At 37.6% G+C, this 22522-nt stretch carries 18 protein-coding genes; 13 read left to right on the top strand and 5 right to left on the bottom strand.

All coding sequences use genetic code 11. The features are described from left to right. The first annotated feature begins 53 nt into the window (after positions 1 to 53). Positions 54 to 494, top strand: a complete 441-nt coding sequence (locus EHQ47_RS11830) for an LIC_13387 family protein (protein WP_135748500.1) — start codon at positions 54 to 56, stop codon at positions 492 to 494. A 79-nt stretch (positions 495 to 573) separates the two neighbouring features. Then, positions 574 to 1404 (top strand): thioesterase family protein, encoded by an 831-nt coding sequence (locus EHQ47_RS11825; protein WP_135777234.1) that lies wholly within the window; start codon positions 574 to 576, stop codon positions 1402 to 1404. Here the strand turns inward: EHQ47_RS11825 and EHQ47_RS11820 are convergent. Continuing rightward, a complete protein-coding gene (locus tag EHQ47_RS11820; RefSeq protein WP_135777244.1) occupies positions 1394 to 2125 on the bottom strand; it encodes a pseudouridine synthase in 732 nt (243 codons plus the stop codon). The genes EHQ47_RS11825 and EHQ47_RS11820 overlap by 11 nt on opposite strands. 117 nt (positions 2126 to 2242) lie before the next feature. Here EHQ47_RS11820 and EHQ47_RS11815 point away from each other — a divergent pair, with 117 nt between their 5' ends. The 7 genes from EHQ47_RS11815 (at position 2243) to EHQ47_RS11785 (ending at position 10367) form a co-directional block, all read left to right on the top strand. Further along, positions 2243 to 4045, top strand: coding sequence for an ABC transporter ATP-binding protein (locus tag EHQ47_RS11815; protein ID WP_135777233.1), 1803 nt, complete (start codon positions 2243 to 2245; stop codon positions 4043 to 4045). 58 nt (positions 4046 to 4103) lie between these two features. Continuing rightward, the gene (locus EHQ47_RS11810) at positions 4104 to 5228 is read left to right on the top strand and encodes a methyl-accepting chemotaxis protein (RefSeq protein ID WP_135777232.1); all 1125 of its coding nucleotides are present in this window, start codon (positions 4104 to 4106) and stop codon (positions 5226 to 5228) included. Between the two features lie 69 nt (positions 5229 to 5297). Further along, a complete protein-coding gene (locus EHQ47_RS11805) occupies positions 5298 to 6818 on the top strand; it encodes an SDR family oxidoreductase (RefSeq protein ID WP_135748479.1) in 1521 nt (506 codons plus the stop codon). A gap of 432 nt (positions 6819 to 7250) precedes the next feature. After that, positions 7251 to 8858, top strand: a complete 1608-nt coding sequence (locus EHQ47_RS11800; RefSeq protein ID WP_135748478.1) for an ArnT family glycosyltransferase — start codon at positions 7251 to 7253, stop codon at positions 8856 to 8858. Next, positions 8855 to 9169 (top strand): hypothetical protein, encoded by a 315-nt coding sequence (locus EHQ47_RS11795; protein WP_135695015.1) that lies wholly within the window; start codon positions 8855 to 8857, stop codon positions 9167 to 9169. The genes EHQ47_RS11800 and EHQ47_RS11795 overlap by 4 nt, the downstream gene beginning before the upstream one ends. 26 nt (positions 9170 to 9195) lie before the next feature. Further along, positions 9196 to 9954: a polyprenol monophosphomannose synthase gene (locus EHQ47_RS11790; protein ID WP_135748477.1), complete on the top strand. Its 759-nt coding sequence runs from the start codon at positions 9196 to 9198 to the stop codon at positions 9952 to 9954. Positions 9955 to 10073: 119 nt separating this feature from the next. Beyond that, positions 10074 to 10367, top strand: coding sequence for an STAS domain-containing protein (locus EHQ47_RS11785; RefSeq protein WP_135748476.1), 294 nt, complete (start codon positions 10074 to 10076; stop codon positions 10365 to 10367). On the opposite strand, the gene EHQ47_RS11780 is transcribed toward EHQ47_RS11785, so the two are convergent. After that, positions 10356 to 11987, bottom strand: coding sequence for a glycoside hydrolase family 13 protein (locus EHQ47_RS11780; protein ID WP_208727430.1), 1632 nt, complete (start codon positions 11985 to 11987; stop codon positions 10356 to 10358). The genes EHQ47_RS11785 and EHQ47_RS11780 overlap by 12 nt on opposite strands. An 81-nt stretch (positions 11988 to 12068) precedes the next feature. Here EHQ47_RS11780 and speD point away from each other — a divergent pair, with 81 nt between their 5' ends. After that, a complete protein-coding gene (speD, locus tag EHQ47_RS11775; RefSeq protein ID WP_135748474.1) occupies positions 12069 to 12830 on the top strand; it encodes an adenosylmethionine decarboxylase in 762 nt (253 codons plus the stop codon). 6 nt (positions 12831 to 12836) lie between these two features. On the opposite strand, the gene EHQ47_RS11770 is transcribed toward speD, so the two are convergent. Continuing rightward, positions 12837 to 13400: a hypothetical protein gene (locus EHQ47_RS11770; RefSeq protein WP_167483283.1), complete on the bottom strand. Its 564-nt coding sequence runs from the start codon at positions 13398 to 13400 to the stop codon at positions 12837 to 12839. Then, positions 13387 to 14916 (bottom strand): methyl-accepting chemotaxis protein, encoded by a 1530-nt coding sequence (locus tag EHQ47_RS11765; protein WP_135748473.1) that lies wholly within the window; start codon positions 14914 to 14916, stop codon positions 13387 to 13389. Before EHQ47_RS11765 ends, EHQ47_RS11770 begins: the two co-directional genes overlap by 14 nt. A gap of 196 nt (positions 14917 to 15112) precedes the next feature. Here EHQ47_RS11765 and EHQ47_RS11760 point away from each other — a divergent pair, with 196 nt between their 5' ends. From EHQ47_RS11760 to ileS, 3 genes are read left to right on the top strand one after another with little or no spacing between them, the layout of a single operon-like run. After that, complete coding sequence (locus tag EHQ47_RS11760) at positions 15113 to 17287, top strand: hypothetical protein (RefSeq protein ID WP_135748472.1); 2175 nt, start codon at positions 15113 to 15115, stop codon at positions 17285 to 17287. A 13-nt stretch (positions 17288 to 17300) separates the two neighbouring features. Continuing rightward, positions 17301 to 17930, top strand: coding sequence for a leucine-rich repeat domain-containing protein (locus EHQ47_RS11755; RefSeq protein ID WP_135748471.1), 630 nt, complete (start codon positions 17301 to 17303; stop codon positions 17928 to 17930). 57 nt (positions 17931 to 17987) lie between these two features. Next, positions 17988 to 20729, top strand: coding sequence for an isoleucine--tRNA ligase (ileS, locus tag EHQ47_RS11750; RefSeq protein ID WP_135748470.1), 2742 nt, complete (start codon positions 17988 to 17990; stop codon positions 20727 to 20729). A gap of 164 nt (positions 20730 to 20893) precedes the next feature. On the opposite strand, the gene murJ is transcribed toward ileS, so the two are convergent. Further along, complete coding sequence (gene murJ, locus EHQ47_RS11745) at positions 20894 to 22519, bottom strand: murein biosynthesis integral membrane protein MurJ (RefSeq protein WP_135748469.1); 1626 nt, start codon at positions 22517 to 22519, stop codon at positions 20894 to 20896. Positions 22520 to 22522 lie beyond the last annotated feature (3 nt).

Here is a 22522-nt window from a genome sequence, read left to right as displayed (position 1 = left end):
ATTGTAAACTAAAACCATAATTCAAATATTTCAAATCAAAGGAAGTTTAAAAAATGAAATCGAAATGGAGACTTTACGCCGCAATTGGATTAATGATTTTTTTTCTTATTGGTCATACAATCGGTAGTCTTACGAGAAAGGACTTAAAACTTGAAAACTCAATTCAAACCTTACATGCGATGGAAACTACGTTTGTCGAACTCCCGGGTGGTTTATCAGATCATTCTGTTGACGAATTTTATCAAGGAATGAGTCTTTCGTTAGATGCATCGATCCTACTTATCATCGGACTTTTAGTCCTTTGTTTGACTGATGGGCAACTTCAAAGTCGGTCAAAAAGCAAACTTCTTTTATTTGTAATCTTTTGGACCACAAGTATTTCAGTTTTAAGTTTTCTTTATATCTTTCCTGTCCCTGCTTTCACTTGTCTGATTTGCGCTGCTCTATTATCCTTAGAATGGTATATGGTTCAGTTTTTTCCCAAGAATGTTTGACAAATTAAGTTATTTTGAGAAGTCAAATTGGTTCCTGAATTTTTCTTTACCATTCTCTTAAAATCAAAAGAAAGGTGGAATGAGCCAAATTTTTCGTAAAACTTTATCTACTCGACACTTTGATTTGGACTGGAACCGCCATGTCACAAGTAGAACCTATGAAAAATTTGGTTATGATGCTAGGTGCGAAGTATTAAAAGAATACGGATACCCTATAGAACAAATGTTAAATGAAAACATAAGTTATGTTCCTGGTTCCACTTATGTTCGTTTCCTAAACCAACAATTTGTAAATGCAGAGATGACAGTAGAATCTCATGTGTACAAATTGGAAGATGGAACACTCCTTTGGAAACAATCGGTTTTGGGACCAGATGGAAAAAAAGCCTGTGAATTAGAAACAACTTCTCGTTTGGTTCAGGATGGCAAAAACATCCAAATCGACAATATTCCCAAAATCAATGTTCCTTCTTATGAATTTACCATTCATCCCAAACCGAGCACACAAAATACCGTAGAACATGATTATTACATTCCTTTTAGTGATATGAATTGTTTTTGGAATTTGCCATCGGATTCCATTTGGAAAATTTTCGAGGAAGGTCGTTTTCTTTTTTTTAAGGAAATCGTTGATTTAAATTTAATTAAAGAAACAGACTCCACTACTTTTTTTATGGGTGGTGAAATTCTCATCCACAAACAACCAGAACCAGGCTCTCATGTAAGAATCTTAAGTTGGATTGAAAGTTTTGAAAAAATTCGTTTTTATTTTAGGCAAGACATCGTGGATCTTCAAGGCAATTTATTAGTGAGCATGAAAGACGAACAACTGTTTGTCTCTCTTTCAAGTTCAAGGCCAAGGAGAGCACCTGCGGCTTTTTTTGATAAAATAGAACGATTTATTGAATGATTGGCGTTTTTTCTTTGAGTAAAGTTTCTTCAGCCAATGTAAGTTCCCGATAACAACCCAATGTAAGGGAAGGATCCAATTCCAAATTTCCCATTTTCATTCGTTTGAGATAAACAACTTCCTTACCTAAACTTTGAAACATTCTTCGAATTTGTCTATATTTTCCTTCTTTTAACCATACAGTGACAACGTTTGGTTTGTTTGGATCGGGTATGGCCAGTTTTGCCGGTAACGTTTTGTAACCATCATCCAAAACAATTCCTTTCTCGAAGGAAAGGATGTCCTCATTTGTGACAGGATCTGAAATTTCAGCATAATATTCTTTTTCAACAAAATGTTTGGGCGAAGTATAATAATGCGCCAAAGTTCCATCTGTAGTGAACAGTAACAAACCTTCCGTTTCTTTATCCAAACGACCCACCGGAAAAAGGTTCATATTCTGATGCCTTTCCGTTAAATAATCCATCACTGTTTTTTCCCTTGGATCTTCCGTTGCCGTAATACAATCGGGGGCTTTGTTCATCATGAAGTAGTAGAACTCTTTACGAATTAAAGTTTCTTCATAATAAGTGACTTCATCAGCAAGAGATACTTTAAAACCGGGATCCTTTGTTACAATCCCATTGACTTTCACAAGGCCCTGATGGATTTCCTTTTTGACATCTGAACGAGAACCAAGTCCAAAATTTCCAAGAACCTTATCCAACCGATCTTTTGCCATATTCTGTTTCAACTTCTAAATCCTAAAGAGATATTGCAATCAGGAATTCTAGGAGTTATCTACCGATTGAAACAAAAAAAGGTTTCGAAAACAAATAAGAAAAACAATCTAACTACTATGTTTGATACCTTTTTAAGGATTCTGAAAACTTCTCGCACTGCCTTTGATTTGGCCTACAAAAGTTCCCCGATTTTAACCGTTTTCATTTCCGTTCTTACTGTAATAAACGGGTTATTCCCTTCTTTACTTGTATGGATTGGAAAACTAATCATCGATTCCATCTTACTCTCGCAAACAGCAACAAATCATTGGATGGATTTATTACAATCAGATGCAGTTCAATTGGTTTATTTAGAAGCAATACTCACAATATTATTTTTCGGATCACAAAAAATATACAACATCTCTTATACCTTACTTCGAATTCGTTTGGGCCAAGAAGTCAATGAACGAATTCTTTCCAAAGCAATTCATTTGGAACTTACCCATTTCGAAGATTCAGAAACTTACGATAAAATGACGCAGGCAAGGACAGAAGCATCCTCAAAACCACTGTCAATGGTTACAAGGTTTTTTACAATTGCACAGTCATCCGTAACAATTATTAGTTTTTTTGGTCTACTCGTAAAACTTTCGCCACTCGCGTCATTCATCTTAGTTATTGCAGCCATTCCTTCTTTTATTGCAGAAACAAAATTTTCAAATCATAGTTTTCGTTTGTTTCGATGGAAAGCGAAAGAAACTAGAGAACAAATTTATCTAGAAACACTCATGGCGAGAGAAGACAATGCCAAAGAAATTCTACTGTTTAACTTAGGAAAAGAATTTTTAAATCGATACAAAAACAACTTTCAACGAATCTATACAGAAGATAAAAAACTAACAATCTATAAAGGGATTTTCAGTTTCCTACTTGGTTTACTCAGTCAATTTGCATTTTACGGTTCTTATATCTGGATTGTATGTTTGGCTTTGTTACACAAGATTTCCTTAGGTGAAATGACTATGTATCTAGTCATCTTTCGACAAGGACAAAATACTTTTTCCAATGCACTCTCTGCCTTTGGAGGAATTTATGAAGACCATTTATACATCGAAAACCTATTGGAATTTTTAGATCTACCAATCTTAAAACAATATGGGAACCACACAGGAAATCATAAAAAACTTGGAATTGTTTTTGATTCTGTTTCATTTCAATATCCTGGTTCCAAACAACCTTCATTATCCAATGTTAGCTTTGAATTAAAACCAGAAGAAAAACTAGCAATTGTTGGAGAAAACGGATCAGGCAAAACAACACTGATTAAACTTTTAACTCGATTGTATTCGCCCACATCAGGAAAAATATACTTAGATGGAATTAACCTAGAAGACTGGGATGAAGAAGCCTTACGTAAAAGGTTCGGTGTTATTTTTCAAAATTTTGTTCAGTACCAATTCAAAGTAGGTGAAAACATTGGAATGGGTGATTTACAAAAAAATCAATCAGAAGCCGAATGGATTCCAGCTGCAAAGTTAGGAATGGCCCATGAATTTGTAACAAACTTAGAACAAGGATACGAAACAAGACTTGGTAAATGGTTTAAAGATGGACGCGAATTGTCTGGAGGACAATGGCAAAAAGTAGCTCTTTCTCGCGCCTTTATGCGTTCCAGTGCAGACATCTTAATTTTAGATGAGCCAACCTCTGCCATTGATGCAGAAGCTGAAATGAAAGTTTTTGAACATTTCAGAGAACACACACAAGGAAAAACAGTCATTCTAATTTCTCATCGATTTTCCACTGTACGAATGGCAGATCAAATCTTAGTACTAGAAAATGGTAAAAAAACAGAATGGGGAAGTCATGAAGAACTTCTGATCAATAAAGGAAAATACGAAAAACTATTTCGATTGCAGCAAGCAGGATATCAATAGCGGATACAAAATATCCGATACTTTAAGAGTAAGTGAGTCGGTAAAACAAGGACTATACATGGAAGAAAGTTACTCTAATTTGGGGATGCGAAAACTAAAAGACCTGATCGATTCATTTGGAGAAAGATCTAAAGAAATCGGTTCTGTCGCAGCATCTATTCAACAGGTTGCAAAACAGACCAACTTACTAGCGCTAAATGCTTCGATTGAAGCCGCACGAGCTGGAGAACACGGACGTGGCTTTGAAATTGTAGCCAATGAAGTGACGAAACTTTCTTTTCAAACCTCAGAAGCTACCAAAAAAATTTCAGATATTTTATCTCGCATTAATATTGAAAATCAATCTGCCAATGCAGATGTCATGGAAATGGAAAAACAATCCATTGTTGAATACGCTGAACTTTGGACAAACAACATCGCAAAAGAACTGGAATCAAAATTTTATATTATGGCTACCTCGCTATATGGTTTGAAATTTTTGATTCAAAGTTTAGTCCATGCAAATATTGGAATGAAAAGAGAACATTTACTGCTCATTCTACAAGAATATTTGATTCAGAATGAACAACAACTGGCTTATGCAATCTGTTGTGAACCAAATGTAATTGATATTATGGATTCAGAGTATTCTGGGAAAGAAGGTCATGATTCTCAAGGTAGATTTGTTCCTTATTGCCATAGGCATACAGGCAGGATATCCATTGAACCATTACAGGGTTATGATATACTAGGTGAAAACGAGTGGTATACTCTCCCCCGAGATTTAGGTGAAGATGTTATGATGGAACCTTATGATTATCCAATCGAAGGTAAAACTGTAAAAATGACAAGCCTTATGACTAATTTATTTTTACATTCCAAATTTGCTGGTATTCTTGGCGCAGACTTTTCCCTAGAACAATTACAATCAGAACTATCACCAAAAAAACTTTTTGGATTTGGTACAACTTCACTTATCACTTATAACGGGAACTATGCCTCACATCCGGAGATCGATTTTTTAGGTACCCCTGCAGGAGCACTTACCGAAGAGGCCAAACGCGCAGTCCAGAGAGGTGAAAGTTTTACCTATATCGACAAATCGAACATAGCAAGAATTTTAAAGCCTGTTCGAATTGGACAAAGTAAACGACCTTGGAGTATCCTAGTAGAATTCAACTTACTTTCGATTCTTAAAAAGTAATCATACCTACCCTTCCAAGCTAGACGATTAGATACTTGATTCGCCATCGCGAATCAAAACTCTGGTTGTATGGACATTGATTCCTTGTTACAGGATTTAAAAAATCTTTTGGATTCGCCGAAGGAACTTGTGACAATTTCAGAGGAAAAACGCTTAGAACTGATGATCCTCTGCGGAAAAATATCTCGTCCCGACCGAAACGAAGTCCGCAAAAGAAACAAAACAGTTCGCATTGAAAAAAAACAAACTCTTAAAATTCAAGAAAAACAAAAAACTGCGTTAACAGGGATCAGGCGAGCAAGAGAAACTGCCGTTTTCAAAGCACCATTACAAATCTCAAATACTGCCGGATGGTCCTGGGACAAAGCCGAAGAACTAACAAATCCTAAACCATGTTACATCTGTAAAACTCCATTTACGAAACTACATTTTTTTTACGATGCGATGTGCCCTAACTGCGCAGAGCTTAACTATTCCAAAAGGTTCCAAACAGCTGACCTCCGCGGAACTGTTGCAGTTATTACTGGCTCCAGATTAAAAATTGGGTATCAGGCAACCTTACTCTTGTTACGTTCAGGTGCTAGGGTCATAGCAACAACCAGATTTCCCAATGATTCGGCGATTCGTTTTTCCAAAGAAACTGATTTTCATTTATGGAAAGACCGGTTACAAGTCTTTGGACTCGACTTACGACACACTCCAAGTGTAGAAATTTTTTGTAAGTTTTTAGAAAACCATTTAGAACGATTGGATATTCTAATCAACAACGCAGCTCAAACTGTCAGACGACCTCCCGGCTTTTATGGTCATCTGCTTGATACGGAAAAATTGTCTCTATCGGAATTACCTCCTGAGGCACAAAAATTACTCAGTTTTTACCAACATTGCAAACAAGAGCTAGATTCTTACAGATCAGACTCTGAGATGAAAGATACAGCCACTGCACTTGCTGTGAGTTGGAATCATAAAACACCAGGTGTAGGGATTCGTTCCTCGGCAGCTTTATCGCAAATTCCTTATTCACATGACAATTCCAATGAATTAGAAGCTGTATTTCCTGAAGGCCAGCTCGATGCAGACCTACAACAAGTTGACCTTCGCAAAACAAATAGTTGGCGATTGAAACTCGGAGAAATCAATACATCTGAGATGTTAGAAGTCCAGTTAGTGAATGCAGTGGCCCCGTTTGTACTTTGCAATCGACTTGTTGGCATTATGCGAAGGGACAATACAGGAAAAAAACATATTATCAATGTTTCTGCGATGGAAGGAAAATTCCATAGGTTTAAAAAAGAGGATCGCCACCCACACACAAACATGGCAAAAGCTGCTCTCAATATGATGACCCATACATCTGCGGAAGATTTTGCAAAAGATGGAATCTTTATGAATGCTGTGGATACAGGTTGGGTCACCGATGAAGATCCAATTGAACTTGCAAAAAGAAAACAGGATCTTCATGATTTCCAACCACCTCTCGATATAGTTGATGGTGCTGCCAGGGTCGTTGATCCCTTGTTTGACGGCGTCAACACGGGAAAACATTGGATTGGAAAATTTCTCAAAGATTATTTTCCTATTGATTGGTAAGTAAACACTTATCAACTACCTACCAAACAATACGAACTCAATCAAAACCTAATTCCTAAAATAATTGAATTCAACTACCGGTAGTTTATATCTTTCGTGCGATATAAAATTATAAAAAAGTTTGACCACACTCACCACTTGGCAAAGAAATTTGGCGTTCAAAAAAGAACGGGGTGAAAAAGAGACCTTACGCTCCGAACCAAATTCTAAAATTTTGCCCTTCTGAAGGTCTTTTTCCACTGCCAAATCCTCATTTCCTAACAAAAAGGACCTCAGGTTGCAACAAACTCAGTCTAAATTCCAACTGATCCCCCTCCCTTTCCGAACAAAAAAACTATACTAACTTTCTTAGAATTAATCCATTCACATTTTTAAACTTAAACACGTTGACTGACTGGTCAGTATCTTCGTTTATGGATAAAAGGGGTGAAAATGTATTTCGTACTTTTCATATTTCTTTCTACTTTATTTGCAATGACCCTCGGTATTCCCGATGCCACCTTCCCACAGGGTGACGAAATCATGCACATTCGTTCCATTCGAGAAAGTTTGGAAGCGGGAAGTTATACCCTACCTGTTTTATCTGGACTCCCAAATCCTTACAAACCACCACTTCTCTTCTGGATGGGAATGTTCTTTGATAAAATCTTTGGAATCGGTTATTTTGCAGAACGATTTGTTTCTTTTATATTAGGACTCGGAACTTTAGGTTTGTTTTATAAGCTTTATCTTTCCTTTAGTAAATCGCAAAAAGAAACAAAACTTGCTACGTTGACCCTTGCATTATCTTTCCTTTCATTAAAATTCTTTGGTCTTCTGATGATGGAAGGTGCGATGGTGTTTTTCACCCTTCTCTACATATTTCTTTTTTACCAATCAAAAAAAACAAAGAATCAAGTTTATCTAGTCTTAGGAAGTTTTTTGATTGGCTTTGGATATCTGCTCAAAGGGCCGATCCTTCATATCTATATCGTTTTATTTTTAATCAGTTACCTCTATGTAAAAATGATTCGAATCAGAAAGGGCCAATTTCATATATCTTTCAAACCAATCATCGATGAAAAACAAACTCTTCTTTTGTTTTCACTTTCCTTCATCATTCCCTTACTTTGGATTTCCTATTTGTATTTATTTACAACTTCAGGAAAAGAATTATTAAGATTCTTTTTTATTACAGAGAACATGGGAAAATTTTATGCAGCAAATCAATCTGGGCTTAGAATATGGGGAGGTTGGCTTCTTTATACAATCCCGTTTACCATTCCACTTCTGCATATCACTTGGCTGACTATTTCAAAGCCAACAAATGAAAAAAACAAAGTTTGGTCCATGGTAGTGATTGTATTTTTGTTACTTGTTACAATCTTTCATTTATTACCCAACCGTAAAGATCCTTATTATGTAACTCCATTTGTAACTTTATTGTTTTTATTACCTGCAATTAAAAAGACAAATTGGAATACATTGATACTTTCTAAACTAAATCAATTTTCAATTCCTTTCATTTACTTTCTGTTTGTTGCGGTTGCCATCATCTTAAGACTTCCTTTGTTATTTTTAGTCTCAATTTTAGGAATTATTATTTCTGTTAGTGCGATCTTTGCCTTCCAAAATCAAAAGTTACGTTTTTATGGAATTTTAATTCCTCAACTTCTACTTGTTCCAATCACAATGTTTTTTCTCATTCGGCCAATGGCAGATCCAGATATCACGAAACAACTCGTTGGGTTGGAAGGAAAAGAGATCTGTGTTATCGCAGAAAACCCTTGGACTGCTATGGACGTACAAAACAAACTGAAAAGTTCAAAAGTATATTTTGCATTGCCGCTCACTTACCGTGAGACCTGTGCTTCAAGCACTGTTATGGTAGCATTTCAAGAAACAAGTTTCGGCGAAGAATGGAAAAAGGATTCTTCTTGGTTCCAATGGAAACAACATTTGAACATAGATTCTAATCAAACAATAAAAGCCTTATTAAAAATGGATAAACGTTCTTTCCAATCGGAAGTGAGCGTTTGGAAAAAGGAGGAAAATCTATGAAAAAATACGGATTCCTTCTTTTCCTTTTAGCAATCGTTTCTCTTTGGGATATTTCCAAAGACAACGCTCCTAAATTTGGACAGAAGGCAAAATTAGAACAATCATCGGAATGCAAATTACTTTGTGAAAGGGCAAGTCATTGTTTAAAGGACGACCAAAAACAATTACAAGATCCTAAGATGTACCAATTTGCCTGCGAAATTCTTTGCACCAAACAATTCCAATTGTTTGGCGAATGTTCCAAAGCAATCGCGACCTCTTGTGAAAGTGGTGAGTTATGTATCAAAAATCAAACAAAGGGGCTTTTTTAAAAACAAAAGAAGTTAAATGACCAGTCATGCAAAATAAAACAAGTATTATACTCCCAACTTATAACGAAGCCGGTAATATTAAAAACTGTGCTGAAACCATCTCCAAAATTTTAGAAAAAGAATCTTTAGAGTTTGAAATTGTCATTGTGGATGATAACTCCCCTGATGGAACATTTGAAGTCGCCAAAGTCCTTGCAGAATACGACAAACGAATCAAACCCTTTGTTCGCACTACCGAAAGAGGACTGAGTTCTGCCGTAACGTACGGGTATGAAAAAGCTGAAGGTGATAATTTGGTGGTTGTGGATGCGGACTTCCAACACGACTATACCAAAATTCCAGATGTGATTCGGTTGCTAAACGAAAACGACATTGTTGTTGCGACACGACGCAGTGCCGATGGTGGTTATGGAAATTTTCCCATTCTAAGAAAGTTAGCAAGTCAGTTTGCAACCAAAATCTCTGAGTGGTTGTTCCCTGTTCCGATTTCTGATCCCATGAGTGGATTTTTTGGAATTCGAAAGTCAATTTATTTAGAAACCAAAGAGAAACTTCATCCCAGAGGTTATAAAATTCTATTTGAAATCTTGGGTTCAGTCCGTACGGAAAAAATCGCAGAGGTTGGGTATACCTTTGGCCTTCGCACTTGGGGACAATCAAAACTGGATTCGGGTGTGATCTTTTATTTTATTTGGGACCTAATTTCGATTAAATGGAATCAGTGGAGGTCTTCCCACTCTTTTCAGTTCCGTTCCAAAAGAAGAAATTCACATATCCATCCGTAATCAAACTTTAGGGGAAATTTGAAAAAAGTAGAGCTATAAAAAATATTTCGAATCGTTTTTCTTTTCCAAACTCTCAGGTATTTTTTAGTTTTACCGTCCATTGTTTTGTGAGGGAAAACATGGTCACAAAAACGGTAGAGGAAAATTGTTATCGAATTGAGTCCAATCGCCTGGATGTATACTCGGCCGCAAGTTTAGAAGAAGACATGGCAAGTATCTTAGAAAAAGGAGTCACCTCTCTCTACTTAGATTTTTCCAATGTAGAGGAGGTTTCTTCTTCTGTTCTTGGACTTCTTTTATACAAAAAGATGATCTACGGAAAACAAGGTGTAAGACTTTTACTCATCAACGTCAACCCGCAGATTCAAAAGATTTTAAAAATTCTAAATCTTAATGCCCACCTACTTCTTTAGTTTGGTTTCTAAAACAAGGCCCGAATGAGGAGGCAACTGAAATACATCCCCGACAACCGCTGCACCACCAAACTTGTACAATACCTTGGATCCTTTGATGATAGGCTCCAAACTTTCCTTCTCACCAAAGTTTAAATACACAGTGATTCCCTTTGCACCAAGAACCCTCTCAAAACACAATAGATCACTCTTGTTCGTATCTTTCGTTCTGACAGCCCCCTCTTTTAATACAGCTGATCCCTTTCGTAACTGAAATAGCGACTTGTAATGGTTCCAGAGAGAATCCTCTTTTTTTCTTTGGTCGCTTACGGTATCGGTATCTTTCACTTTGCCAATAGGCAACCAAGGATTACCTTTTGAAAATCCCGCATTTTCAACTGTGTCCCATAACATAGGCAGACGACAATTGTCTCTGTTGATATAAATCCCTAGAAGATTAGACAAAAACAAAGGAACAAAGCGATTCATTTTGGCAATGGGATCTTTTCCGAGGAAATTGGAAATCCTTCCTTCTTTTCTTCCAATTTCTTCTCCATAATACACAATGGGAACCCCTCTTGCTAAAAACTGAAAGGCTGAAAGAACTTTTGCCTTACGAATATCACCACCTAACCTATCAATATATCGTCTTTGGTCGTGATTACCCAAAACATAAGTAGGAGTGAACGGTGCCTGAAACTCTTTTTCGTTTTTCTCCAAGAGGTCTTTAAAAAATTTGGCATGATAATCAAAATGAATTAACTCAAATTGAAATACCAAATTGAGCCCATCAGCTTTTTCTCCCAAAAAGGATTTTAAAACTTGATCCGACCCACTCACCTCTCCAATGAGAAATGGTTTTTGTTTGTATTTGGATATATGTTTTCGAACTTCCTTTGCGAATTGAAACGATTCGGGTAAGTTGAGATTGTAAGTTTTTTTCTGAAAAAACGCCTCATCATGGTTATCTGGTGTGGGGAAGTATCGCAAACTAGAAGGATTGTCTCGAAAACTTTCATCTTTATAAATGGAGTTAAAGATATCCAATCGAAACCCATCGACTCCTTTTTTTAACCAAAAGTCCAAAACCCCAAACATAGCTTTTTTTACATTTGGGTTTCGGTAATTGAGATCCGGCTGAAAAGATAAAAAGTTACTATAAAAATACTCATCCGTGGTTTTGTCGTAGTTCCAACCAGATGTTCCCACCATAGAAATCCAATTGTTTGGCTTTTTCCCATTCCCCTTCCTCCAAATATAAAAATCCCTTTTGGGATTTTCTTTCGAAGATTTGGATTCTAAAAACCAAGGGTGTTTGTCTGAAGTATGGTTCATCACCATATCTAAAACCACTCGCATCTTCCGCTTGTGGATTTCTTTAATGAGTTTGTCGCAGTCTTCCATTGTCCCAAATCGAGGGTCAATGGCGGTGTAGTCGGAAATATCGTATCCAAAGTCTTCGCCCGGGCTTCTGTAGAAAGGGGAAAACCAAATGGTCTCCACACCCAAATCACGAATTTGGTCCAAACGCCCAAGAATCCCTTGTAAATCGCCGATTCCATCACCATTGGAATCCTGAAAGGACCAAGGGTAAATTTGATAAATTGAAGTTTGTTTCCACCATTCCATTTTGTTTTCCATGACTTTTCTAAAACTTTCTCGTTATTTCAGTTGCCTCTTACCTAAATACCGAATTTCTGTTCTTTATACAAGCAGGTAGCAATGGATAAAGAAAAAATCAAACTTTCCGGTTTCAACAATCTGACAAAAGTTTTGAGTTTTAACCTCTACGATTTTTGCATCACTTTGGATGACGAACAAAAAGGTAGATACGTAAGTTATATCCACGACAAATACAATGCTAGCAAAATTACAGAAATCTCAAAAGAGATTGTCAAACGAATTGATGCCAATATCCTTTCGGTCTCAGCACAAGACTACGATCCTGTAGGTGCTTCTGCTATGGTTCTTATGAGTGATGTCAAAGGTGGTGGCAATCCAATCCCTACGGCACAGGTCAGTATGCACTTAGACAAATCACATATCACTGTACATACCTATCCAGATGCAGCCGATACAGATGGAATTTGTTCCTTCCGAGTGGACATTGATATTTCTACTTGTGGTGAGATCATCCCACTAGACTCCATTAATTTTTTATTTGAAGCCTTTGAATGTGATGTGGTTTACATTGATTACGTAGTTCGCGGATACACTCGTTTGGCGGACGGAAGAAAAATTTACAACGACCACCACTTCAATTCAATTTTGGATTTTATCAAACCAGAAATCAAAAGAAACTATACTTTTCTTTCTGATATCAATATGCCACAAGACAATACTTGGCAAACAAAAATGATGATCCGAGAACTTGGTCCTGAGAATTATTTACTGAATCCTGCTGATATTTCCCATCCTGATGTTCCAAACAAAATGAAACTCCTGAGAGAGGAAATGAAAGAAGTTTACCACATGATCCACTAAAATTTGTTAATGGACATTAGACTTTATTTCTTTTTGAATTTCTAACCATTCTTTTTCTCCCAATTTCGGAATTAAATACATGATTTTGCGATTGGGCGGGACTAAAAAAAACTGAGTCCCATGTTCATCTCTTTGTTTTAAGGAAGGATGGATTGGCATATAAGCACCTAACTTTCGATAAAAACCAATCTCAACCTCTGAATCTGGTTTTAGTGATTTGATTTCTATACTTTTTTGGTAATAGGCCAAATAGGAGTTTATCGCCTCTTCTGATTCACCTGGATCAGTGACTAAAAAATAAAAGGAAGATTGGATTTCTGGAAATCTTTCTTTGAAACTACGAAGGGCTTCCAAGGCCAAGGGACATTTTTTCCCACAGCCCACAAGGCCCGGATAAATCCAAACCCACGTGTCTTTTGGTTCTTTTGAAAATTTTTCTAAACAGAAAGGACAATCAACAAACCGAAACTTCCCACCAAAGGAAGTGATGACAAAACTCATCACCAAAAGAAACAAAAGTCCAAAACCAAAAAGCCCGAACCTAACCAAAAATCGATTATGATTTGTCATCGTCAATGATGGCAGCTAAGGAATCTACGGATTCTTTCAATCCATTGAAGATCACATTGCCTTTATCAATCAGCCCAATCATATTGGCACAAGTTCCTAAATTTGTTTGTGTTTTGACATTTAGGTCAAGGATGGAATTGGAAATATCATCCATACTTGTGGATTGTTCCTTACTGGAAACTTGCATCTCTTGAGCAATATGATCTAACGTGAGTAAGGCTTGTTCTTGTTTTTCAAAAGCAGAAAGAGTTCCTGTAATTTTGACTGTGAGTTCTCGCATCCCTTCTTCCGAAGAAAGAATGGATTTCACAAAACTTTGAACCGTTTGGTTGATTTGGTTGGATTGTTTGAAACTAACTTGGATGGCCGATTTGATTTTTCCTGAGATGGCAGAAATATTCTTTGTAGCTTCTGCTGTTGAATCTGCTAGTTTTGAAATTTCAGATGCAACCACAGCAAATCCACGACCTGCATCACCCGCACGTGCCGCTTCAATAGACGCATTTAACGATAGTAAGTTGACTTTTTCAGCAATATCAGAAATTAATTCTAAAATTTCTTCCATTTTTTCTGAATCATCTACAGCTACTTCCATTGATTGGTAAAGACCAGTGAATTCTGTTTCTGTTTTTTTCACACTATCAGCGGACTCTTGGATTTTGGAACGCATCACTTCGAGGGAGGTGACAAATCCTTCACTCAAACTAAATAAATTTCGGTTCAACTCTTCGACCGTTTTGACTTCACCAATTTGGCGGTTGGATCCTTCTAAAATCAATTGGCTGGAAGCTGCTGTTTCTTCAGTGGCCGCAGAAATGGCCTCGATAGAAGAGGATTGAGTTTGAAAAGAAGTTTGAAATTCCTTAACCTTCTGGGAAAGGTAGTTGGAATTTTCAATAAAAGTTTTTGTCCCAGAAGAAACCTCATTCACAGCGGAGGTAACACCGGCAATCACAGTTTCTAAATTGGTCTGTGTTTCGATTTGTTTCTTTAGTTCCGAAACGGAACGAATGGAAAAATAAATTAAGATCCCTGTTTCAAATACAACAAACAAAGCATGGGTCAGAACGATTTCAAGTCCTGTTCCGTAACTATAAACCATCACCTTGGTTCCCCAAATCACGGTACCAAATTCTTGGACATAGTTTCCCACTAAGTGGTGTACGGCGATGGTGGCAGCGGCAACAAACAAAACTCTCCAATCTTCATAAACAAAGAGAATGGCAAGAGCACTGAATACGTGGAAGTGCATCTCGATCCGGCCAAACTGAGCCTGGATCATAAGAGCACTAAACATCATAAGTGTTGCCCCATTCCAAGCTCGTAAGAAAAAAGAACCACGAGCGATCTTATAAAATAGAAAGGAAACTAAGGAAATAACTACTGCAGAAAGGCTGACAATAGTTGTGGCACCATAACCTAAGGAAAGAAAAAATACAAGAGGAGTGTGGGCTAAAATGGCCCAAATAAAAAATGTATCTACTTTTTTTTGGCGTTCTGATAGAACCTCAGCCAATCGAATATCCATAAGCATATATACGAAAATAACAGATTCATTATCAATCGGATTATTAATAATTAAATGAATTCAGTCAAAGAATCCATCTTTCTTCACACAATCTACGGAAACTTACTAATAATCATAGTCAGGAGAACTTTCTCTCTTGCTTTGGGGAAAATAGATTTTGATACTTGTTCGCAGAAGGTATATTTTGGAACCATTTTCAAATCCCTCAGATTCAGAAACTCCACTCACAGGCGAAACAACAGATCCTTCTTTCTTTATCCAATTGCCTAAGAATATCGCCAGTTACTCCATAACGTCGCAGGCCATATTGGAAGAACTCCGAGTGCGCCATAGAAGACTAGAAATGCATGGAAGTGCTGAGATCACTCCTTCCCTTCTTTTGACTGTTGACTCCATCCCTGAATTACTTTCGAAACAAGTGCAACTCACAGAAGCCCAAAAATCACAAGTTGCCATTGCGGAAGCCTTTAAGGAACTTGCCGGTCTTACAGAGCATAACAAAGAACCAGTGGTTTATTTTTATCCATTTTTCTTGCAAGTGGACCAAAAACTCACCATGCGAATCAGTATGATTGCACCACAAAACAAAGAAAAGACGGACATTGTTCCTTTTCGTCGTGCCTGCTTCAAATACAGCATTGATTTGATCGATCTACTTTTCAAAAACAGAGTTAACCGAGAGTTTATTTTAGAAGAAGAAAATCCAGGTGCATCCCTCGTTCGAACGGACCAAAAAGGAAATACTTATTTTTTTCCTACCAAACTCAGTTATGAAACAGAACTCGAAATTATGATCCGTAAAACAATGGAGTCTTTTGGATACATTCCTATGAAAGATTTTATACAAGACGTGATCACAAGAGGAAAAGAAACAGCAAAACTGGTGGAGATCATTCCTGGATATCATTTGATTTTGCCCAATGGTTCACATAACCCAGAATATGTGCGCCATCTCGCCGTCCAACTGGATGGGCTTAAAAATTTTTCCTTTCCTTATCTCAAACGAATTGCCAATGAAAACAAATATATTGGTTTTTTAGAAAAACTCACCCAACTAGAAATTGGAATTCCAAACAGGACAGAAGAACTCCTCAAAATAGGAAGTAACCTTGTCCCTCAAATAACTGCGCTTCTAGAAGAATTTCCTTTTGATAAAATCACAAACGACGAAGGGAAACGGGTCAGTTTTTCTATCCGAGAAAGCCTAATCATTTTGGACAAACTTTCGAAACGACTGAGAGAACAAAAAAAAGAAGATGCCGAAGAAGCAGTCATAACTCTCATCAAACATTTGGGAACTAAAATCGAAGACAATACAACAAATACCCTCACCCTTACAAAAATAGATTTGAAAGCGGAAGTAAAACCTTTAGGCCTAAAAACTGAAAAGGAAATTGCAGATGCCATTTCTAAGATAGTTTCCTCACTATCCGAAACTTATGGTTGTTTGGAAATGAAAGAGGATACCTTTCATGTTCTTTTTGCCCTGGACCAAAAAAAACTTTCTAAAGTAGAAACAAATACCTTAACACTGGCAAAAACAGATTCGAATTATAGAAACGAACTTCCCATTCTCGACCAAATCCGCATGATCTTAAAGAACAGGTCCGATGAAAATATCGACAAAGAAGAAATCCCAGAAAATGAATTCGAAGAAGAAAAAGACACAAACCAAATTATTTCCAGTGAACCTCGGATCTCTTTTTCAGCGCTCCAAGAAAAATTCCATGTGCCCATTGGAGTTTTTAGTTTTTTAACATTAGCCTCTTTAATCACTGTTATCTCACTTATCATTGGTTCTTTGGAATACATTGTGAGTGGCTTTATCCTCAGTTTCCTTGTGGGACTTACGTTAGGTTATCTCTACAGAAGTGACGGGAAAAAGAAACAAATCCCAGAAAAACAATCTTTTCCAACCTCTCCCAAAGAGAATCGATCACAGAGTATCGCCAAAATTGCGGAAGGGTTTATTTATCCTAAAAAATTTAATAGCATTGCCGAAAAAGTTTATGATTTCAAACGCTTACGCAATCATATAGAAGACTGTGTAGAAGATATCAAAAACCAACTTCCTGCCGTTGATCAAAAAAAAGATTCCAATAAAATTGTAGCAGAGATTGAACATGCCATCTTACAAATCTCTGTAGTGATGAAAATCCCCGAAGCCATCCAATTAAAAAATAGGCCGAAGGAACTCATCCTTTCCAAAGCGGACTTTCGCACCATTTTATTTCGAACCCAACTTGCAGAATACTATCGAAAAGAAGCAAGCATTTATAAATCAGACCGAGACCAAATGGATTACATCCAGTTTATCATTCGAGAATTAGAATTTGGCTATAATAAATATCTGAAATGATAATTTTGGTTTTATGAAGTCTTTTGTATACGCAACACTTACTATTTTATTTCTAACATCCTTTTCCCATTGTACGAATAAAGATGTAGTCAATGCGGAGGAATGGTTTGAAAACCACAAAGAAGACCGAGTCCTAAACCTCTCGAATAAAGAAGTAGGAGTCCTACCTGCATCCATCGGGAATTTGACAAAGGTAGAAGAACTAACTCTCCAATACGACTCACTCAAATCAGTTCCAAAAGAAATAGGAAACCTCAAACAATTAAAGATCCTCAATCTTTTTGGAAACCCCCTCCCCACTTTACCAGAAGAAATCGGAAATTTGGAAAACTTAGAAGTACTCCTTCTCGGAAGAACGGAACTACGGGAGATTCCGCCGGTTCTTAGCCGTTTGCAAAAATTAAAAACTCTGGCTCTGGACGAAACCAAAGTGCAACTAACAGAAGCTGATGTGGAAGTGATCGCCGCACTCCCCCATTTGGAAATCCTTGACCTAAGCCTAATGCGAGAGTACAAAACTCTCCCCAAAAACCTGACAAAACTAAACCATCTAAAACAACTTGTTTTACAAAAAACCCTACTCGAAAAATCCGATGTGGTAAGACTACGGGACGAACTCCCCAATGTCCGAGTCAAACTCTAGGGTTACCGATTTTTTTCCGTTTTCTCTTTGGCCTAGACCACAAACATTGGTCTTACTATGGCCAAACCAGAAACGGAAAATCCCTATTCTAAAACGGTTCTCCTACCACAGACCAACTTTCCCATGAAAGCCGACCTGGCAAATCGTGAACCAGGTCAAATTAAAATTTGGAAGGAGAAAAAAGTCTTCCAAAAGATGAAGGAAATTCGTAAATCCAAACCTTCGTTTGTATTACACGATGGACCTCCTTATGCCAATGGAAATTTCCATGTGGGCCACTCTCTCAATAAAATTCTAAAAGATATCATTGTTAAATCCAAAACTCTTTCCGGTTTCCAAACCGATATGATTCCTGGTTGGGATTGCCACGGACTTCCTATCGAAGTACAGGTGTTAAAGAATCTTGGAAAAGAAGCAAGAAACACTAGCCCTAGTGAACTTAGAAAAAAATGCCGTGAGTATGCAGCTGAGTTTGTTGGAAAACAAGGGGAAGACTTAAGTCGTTTTTTATGTTTCTGGGAAGAAGATAAAAAGTATCTCACCATGGCTCCTGAATTTGAAGCAAGGATTGTGGAAGTATTTGGATCTCTTTTCGAAAAAGGATATATCTACAAAGGGAAAAAACCAGTGTATTGGTGTATCGATTTGGCAACGGCTCATGCGGAAGCGGAGATCGAATACCAAAACCATGTTTCTCCTTCCATCTATGTAAAGTTTGCAGTCAAAGGTGAAACCGACACTTACTGCTTGATCTGGACCACAACTCCTTGGACACTTCCGGCAAACCTTGCGATTTGTTTTAATGAAGAACTTGACTACTCTCTTTTCCAATCCGAATCCCACGGAAGGCTGATCTTGGCAGATGGATTAAAAGAAGCTGTCGAACAAAAAACAGGAATCACACTCACAAAGATCAAATCTTTAACGAGCGCCGAACTGGGAAAGATGACCTTCTTACACCCGTTTATCGATCGTGAATCCATCCCTCTTTTTGGAAATCATGTCACCTTGGATGCAGGAACAGGTTGTGTGCACACAGCTCCAGGTCACGGAACGGATGACTACCGTGTCGGAACGGCAGCAGGGCTTCCTCCTCTTTCTCCAGTCGATGATTACGGCCGTTATACGGACGAATTTGAAATGATGAAGGGAATTAAAATTTGGGATGCCAATCCTAAAATTGTAGAACTCCTAAAAGAAAAAAATTCCCTCGTGCATTATTCTGAATTCACTCACTCCTATCCACATAGTTGGAGGAGTAAAAAACCACTGATCTTTCGAGCGACCCCACAATGGTTTTTTTCCATCGACCACGCAGGCCTCAGAGAAGATTCTCTCAAAGCCATTGACAAAGTACAATGGATTCCCGATTGGGGAATCACTCGCATCCGTTCTATGGTGGAATCAAGACCTGACTGGTGTTTATCGAGACAAAGGAACTGGGGAGTTCCCATTCCTTCCTTTACTTGTAAATCTTGCGGATTCACACACCTAGATGACAAAACAATAAAACACTTCATCCAAATTGTCAAAAAAGAAGGGATCGAAGTTTGGTATGAAAGAGAAGCGAAAGACCTTTTGCCGGAAGGAACCAAATGTACAAAATGCGGCTCCGATGACCTAAAACAAGACAAAGATATTTTGGATGTTTGGTTTGATTCAGGCGTTTCCAGCTTTGCTGTGTTTGGTGATTCTCTTGACCATGAACCTGCCGATTTGTATTTAGAAGGTTCTGACCAACATAGAGGATGGTTCCAATCGTCTCTTTGGCCATCCATGGCAATACGCAAAAAACCTCCCTATAGATCTGTCCTCACTCATGGTTATGTGTTAGATGAAAAAGGTCACGCTATGTCCAAATCACTTGGAAACGTGATCAATCCCACAACAGACATCATCAACCAATTCGGAGCAGATATCCTTAGGCTTTGGGTTTCCACACAAGATTTCCGAGACGATGTTAAAATCGGAAAAGACTCGATCAAAACCGTAGCCGAAGCCTATCGTAAAATCAGAAATACCTTCCGTTATCTTCTAGGAAATACAAAGGCAGAAACTCTTAATTGGAATCTAAAAAAAGAAGACTTAGAACCGATTGATAGATATTATCTGCATAAGTTAGCCAAACTGAACGAAGATGTTAAAAAATTGTATGAGAACTACCAGTTCCATCAAGTTTATCATCGAGTTCTAGTTTTCTGTACGGTGGATTTATCCCAAGACTACTTTGAAATCATTCGGGACAGAATGTACTGTGATGGCAAAGATTCGAAAACAAGAAAATCTTCCGAATTTGTTTTGGCAGTCATTTTAGAAACCTTAACCAAACTCCTTTCACCAATCCTTTCTTTTACAACAGAAGAAGTATGGACAGAATTTGGTTTAAAAGATTCTGTTTTTTATTCTGATTTTTCAGACTTATCTTCCTTACTTGATTCCGACTTAGAATCCCAAATGGCACCAATCTTTGAAACAAAAGAAGTGGTGCAAAAAGCCTTAGAAGAAGCAAGGAAATTGGGAAAACTTGGGAAGTCACTGGAAGCAGAAGTTTTGATCTCTGGAGATTCCTTAAAAGATACAAAGTTTTCCAAAGACGACCTTAGCCTATTCTTTGTGGTATCCGAAGTGTCATTTGATCGCAATGAAATTAGTGAAGTGTTCTCTGAGTGGAAGGGAGAAAAAGATTCCATCCAAATTCGTAAACCTCGCCACCATGAATGCCCAAGGTGCTGGCGCCATGTTTCCGAAACAGAAGGAAAACTTTGTAAACGCTGCGAATCTGTTGTGTCCAAACTCTAAAGTTAGGTTGTAGGCAAAATAACTGCCTACAAGAAACACAAAACTAAAAATCCGATGGATGTTTTGAAAAAAGTCAAACCACCATCGGTTTTTTTTATCTGTTACGATTCTTTCGCTGTATAAAAGAAACATCCTCACCAATCAAAAGTTTGGTGTCAAATTCTTTAAGAGGATTTTTTTCGTAACTTTCTAAAAAACCTTCCCAAAATAATATCTGCTTCAGGTAGTTTTGTAATCCCTGCCACCGTAAAATAAATGATCACTGCTGGGAGAATCGAAACCACAAGACAAAGCCGACTCACATTGGCAAAACCAAGTCCTAACGTTTCGGATAGATACGAAACCAAGATGGGTTTTGTTACCCATTCAGAGAACACTAACCAAAGGAAAAGCCCAAAGAGTGCAGGCACCATTTTCAAAATGCGAAACCATACAGTTAGAAATGGAATTTTCACTTGGTGGGATTTCAAATAATACAATAATAAGGAAGAGGTCACAGAAGCACTCAGAGCCGAGGCCAAAGCAATGGCAGAATGTTTCAAAAAGAACATGAGCCCAATGCTCACCAAAATGCTTAGGAAAAAAGAAACCAATTGGATTCTTAATGGAGTTTTTGTGTCAGCAAAAGCGTAATAGGAAGAAACCAAAACTTTATTGATACTATAAAACGGAATCGCAAAAGAATAAAATACCAAAGGATAAAAAGCAGTGATCGTTGCTAAATGGTCCCAACGTCCCCCGAAATAAATCGAATCCAAAACTGTTTCCCCAAGAACCGCCAAACCAATGCTTGCTGGTAGTGTTAAAAAAAATGCAAACGATAATACATCAGATATTTCTTTGGGAACATTTTCTTCTCTTCCTTCTCGAAGGTCTTTCAAAAGGGAAGGCAGGATGGTCGTCGCAAGGGCCACTCCAATGATTCCAGTCGGAAGTTGGACAAGTCTTTGGGAATAATCCAAACTCACCACAGCCCCAAGTCCTGGGTTTTGGTTTTGGATGTAGTTTGCTAGGAAAATATCTACAAGAAGTCCAATTTGATAAAAGCTTCCCCCAAGGGCTGCTGGTAACATCAATTTAAAGATTTTACGAATGGCAGGATGTTTCAAATTCAAACGAAAGATTGGACCATATCCATTTTTGTACACATACCAAGCCTGGACGAGAAGTTGTAAAACCCCGCCTGTCACAATTCCATAAGCAAGAACAAAAACTTTATCCCGAATCTCATGATAAAAAGGAAATATAAAAATAAAAACTATCAAATAACTAAAGTTAAGGATGATGGGAGATAAGGAAGGAACAAAATAATTATGATGCGAGTTAGAAATCGACATAAAAATCGAAGACAAACTAGCAGTCATAATGAGAAAAAACAAAACTAACGAAAGTTCAACGACAAGTGTTCCATATTCAGGTGACCCACCCACAAGTGCGGGTAAAAAACCTGCAGCAAAAAACCAAAACAAAGCCACAAATAAAGACAAACAAAGGAAAAGGAAACTAAGAACGGTTCCCGCCATCACACGGGCATCCATTACACCTATCTTTTCGTATTCAGAAAAAATAGGCATAAAGGATTGGCTAAGAGTTCCTTCTGCCAGTAAGTTCCGAAACATATTCGGGAGGCGGTAGGCCACACTAAAAGCGGAAGCAACCATACCGGTTCCAAAACTAACAGCCATAAAATGGTCACGAACAAGACCCAAAATCCGGGATAAAAAAGTGTAAAACGAAAGAGCAAGTGACCGCTTGGCACTTGACTCATTTCCCTTGGCTTGTTTTGTCATAAG

Source organism: Leptospira bourretii (assembly GCF_004770145.1).
GTDB lineage: Bacteria > Spirochaetota > Leptospiria > Leptospirales > Leptospiraceae > Leptospira_A > Leptospira_A bourretii.
This window is presented reverse-complemented; position numbering and strand designations above follow the sequence as displayed.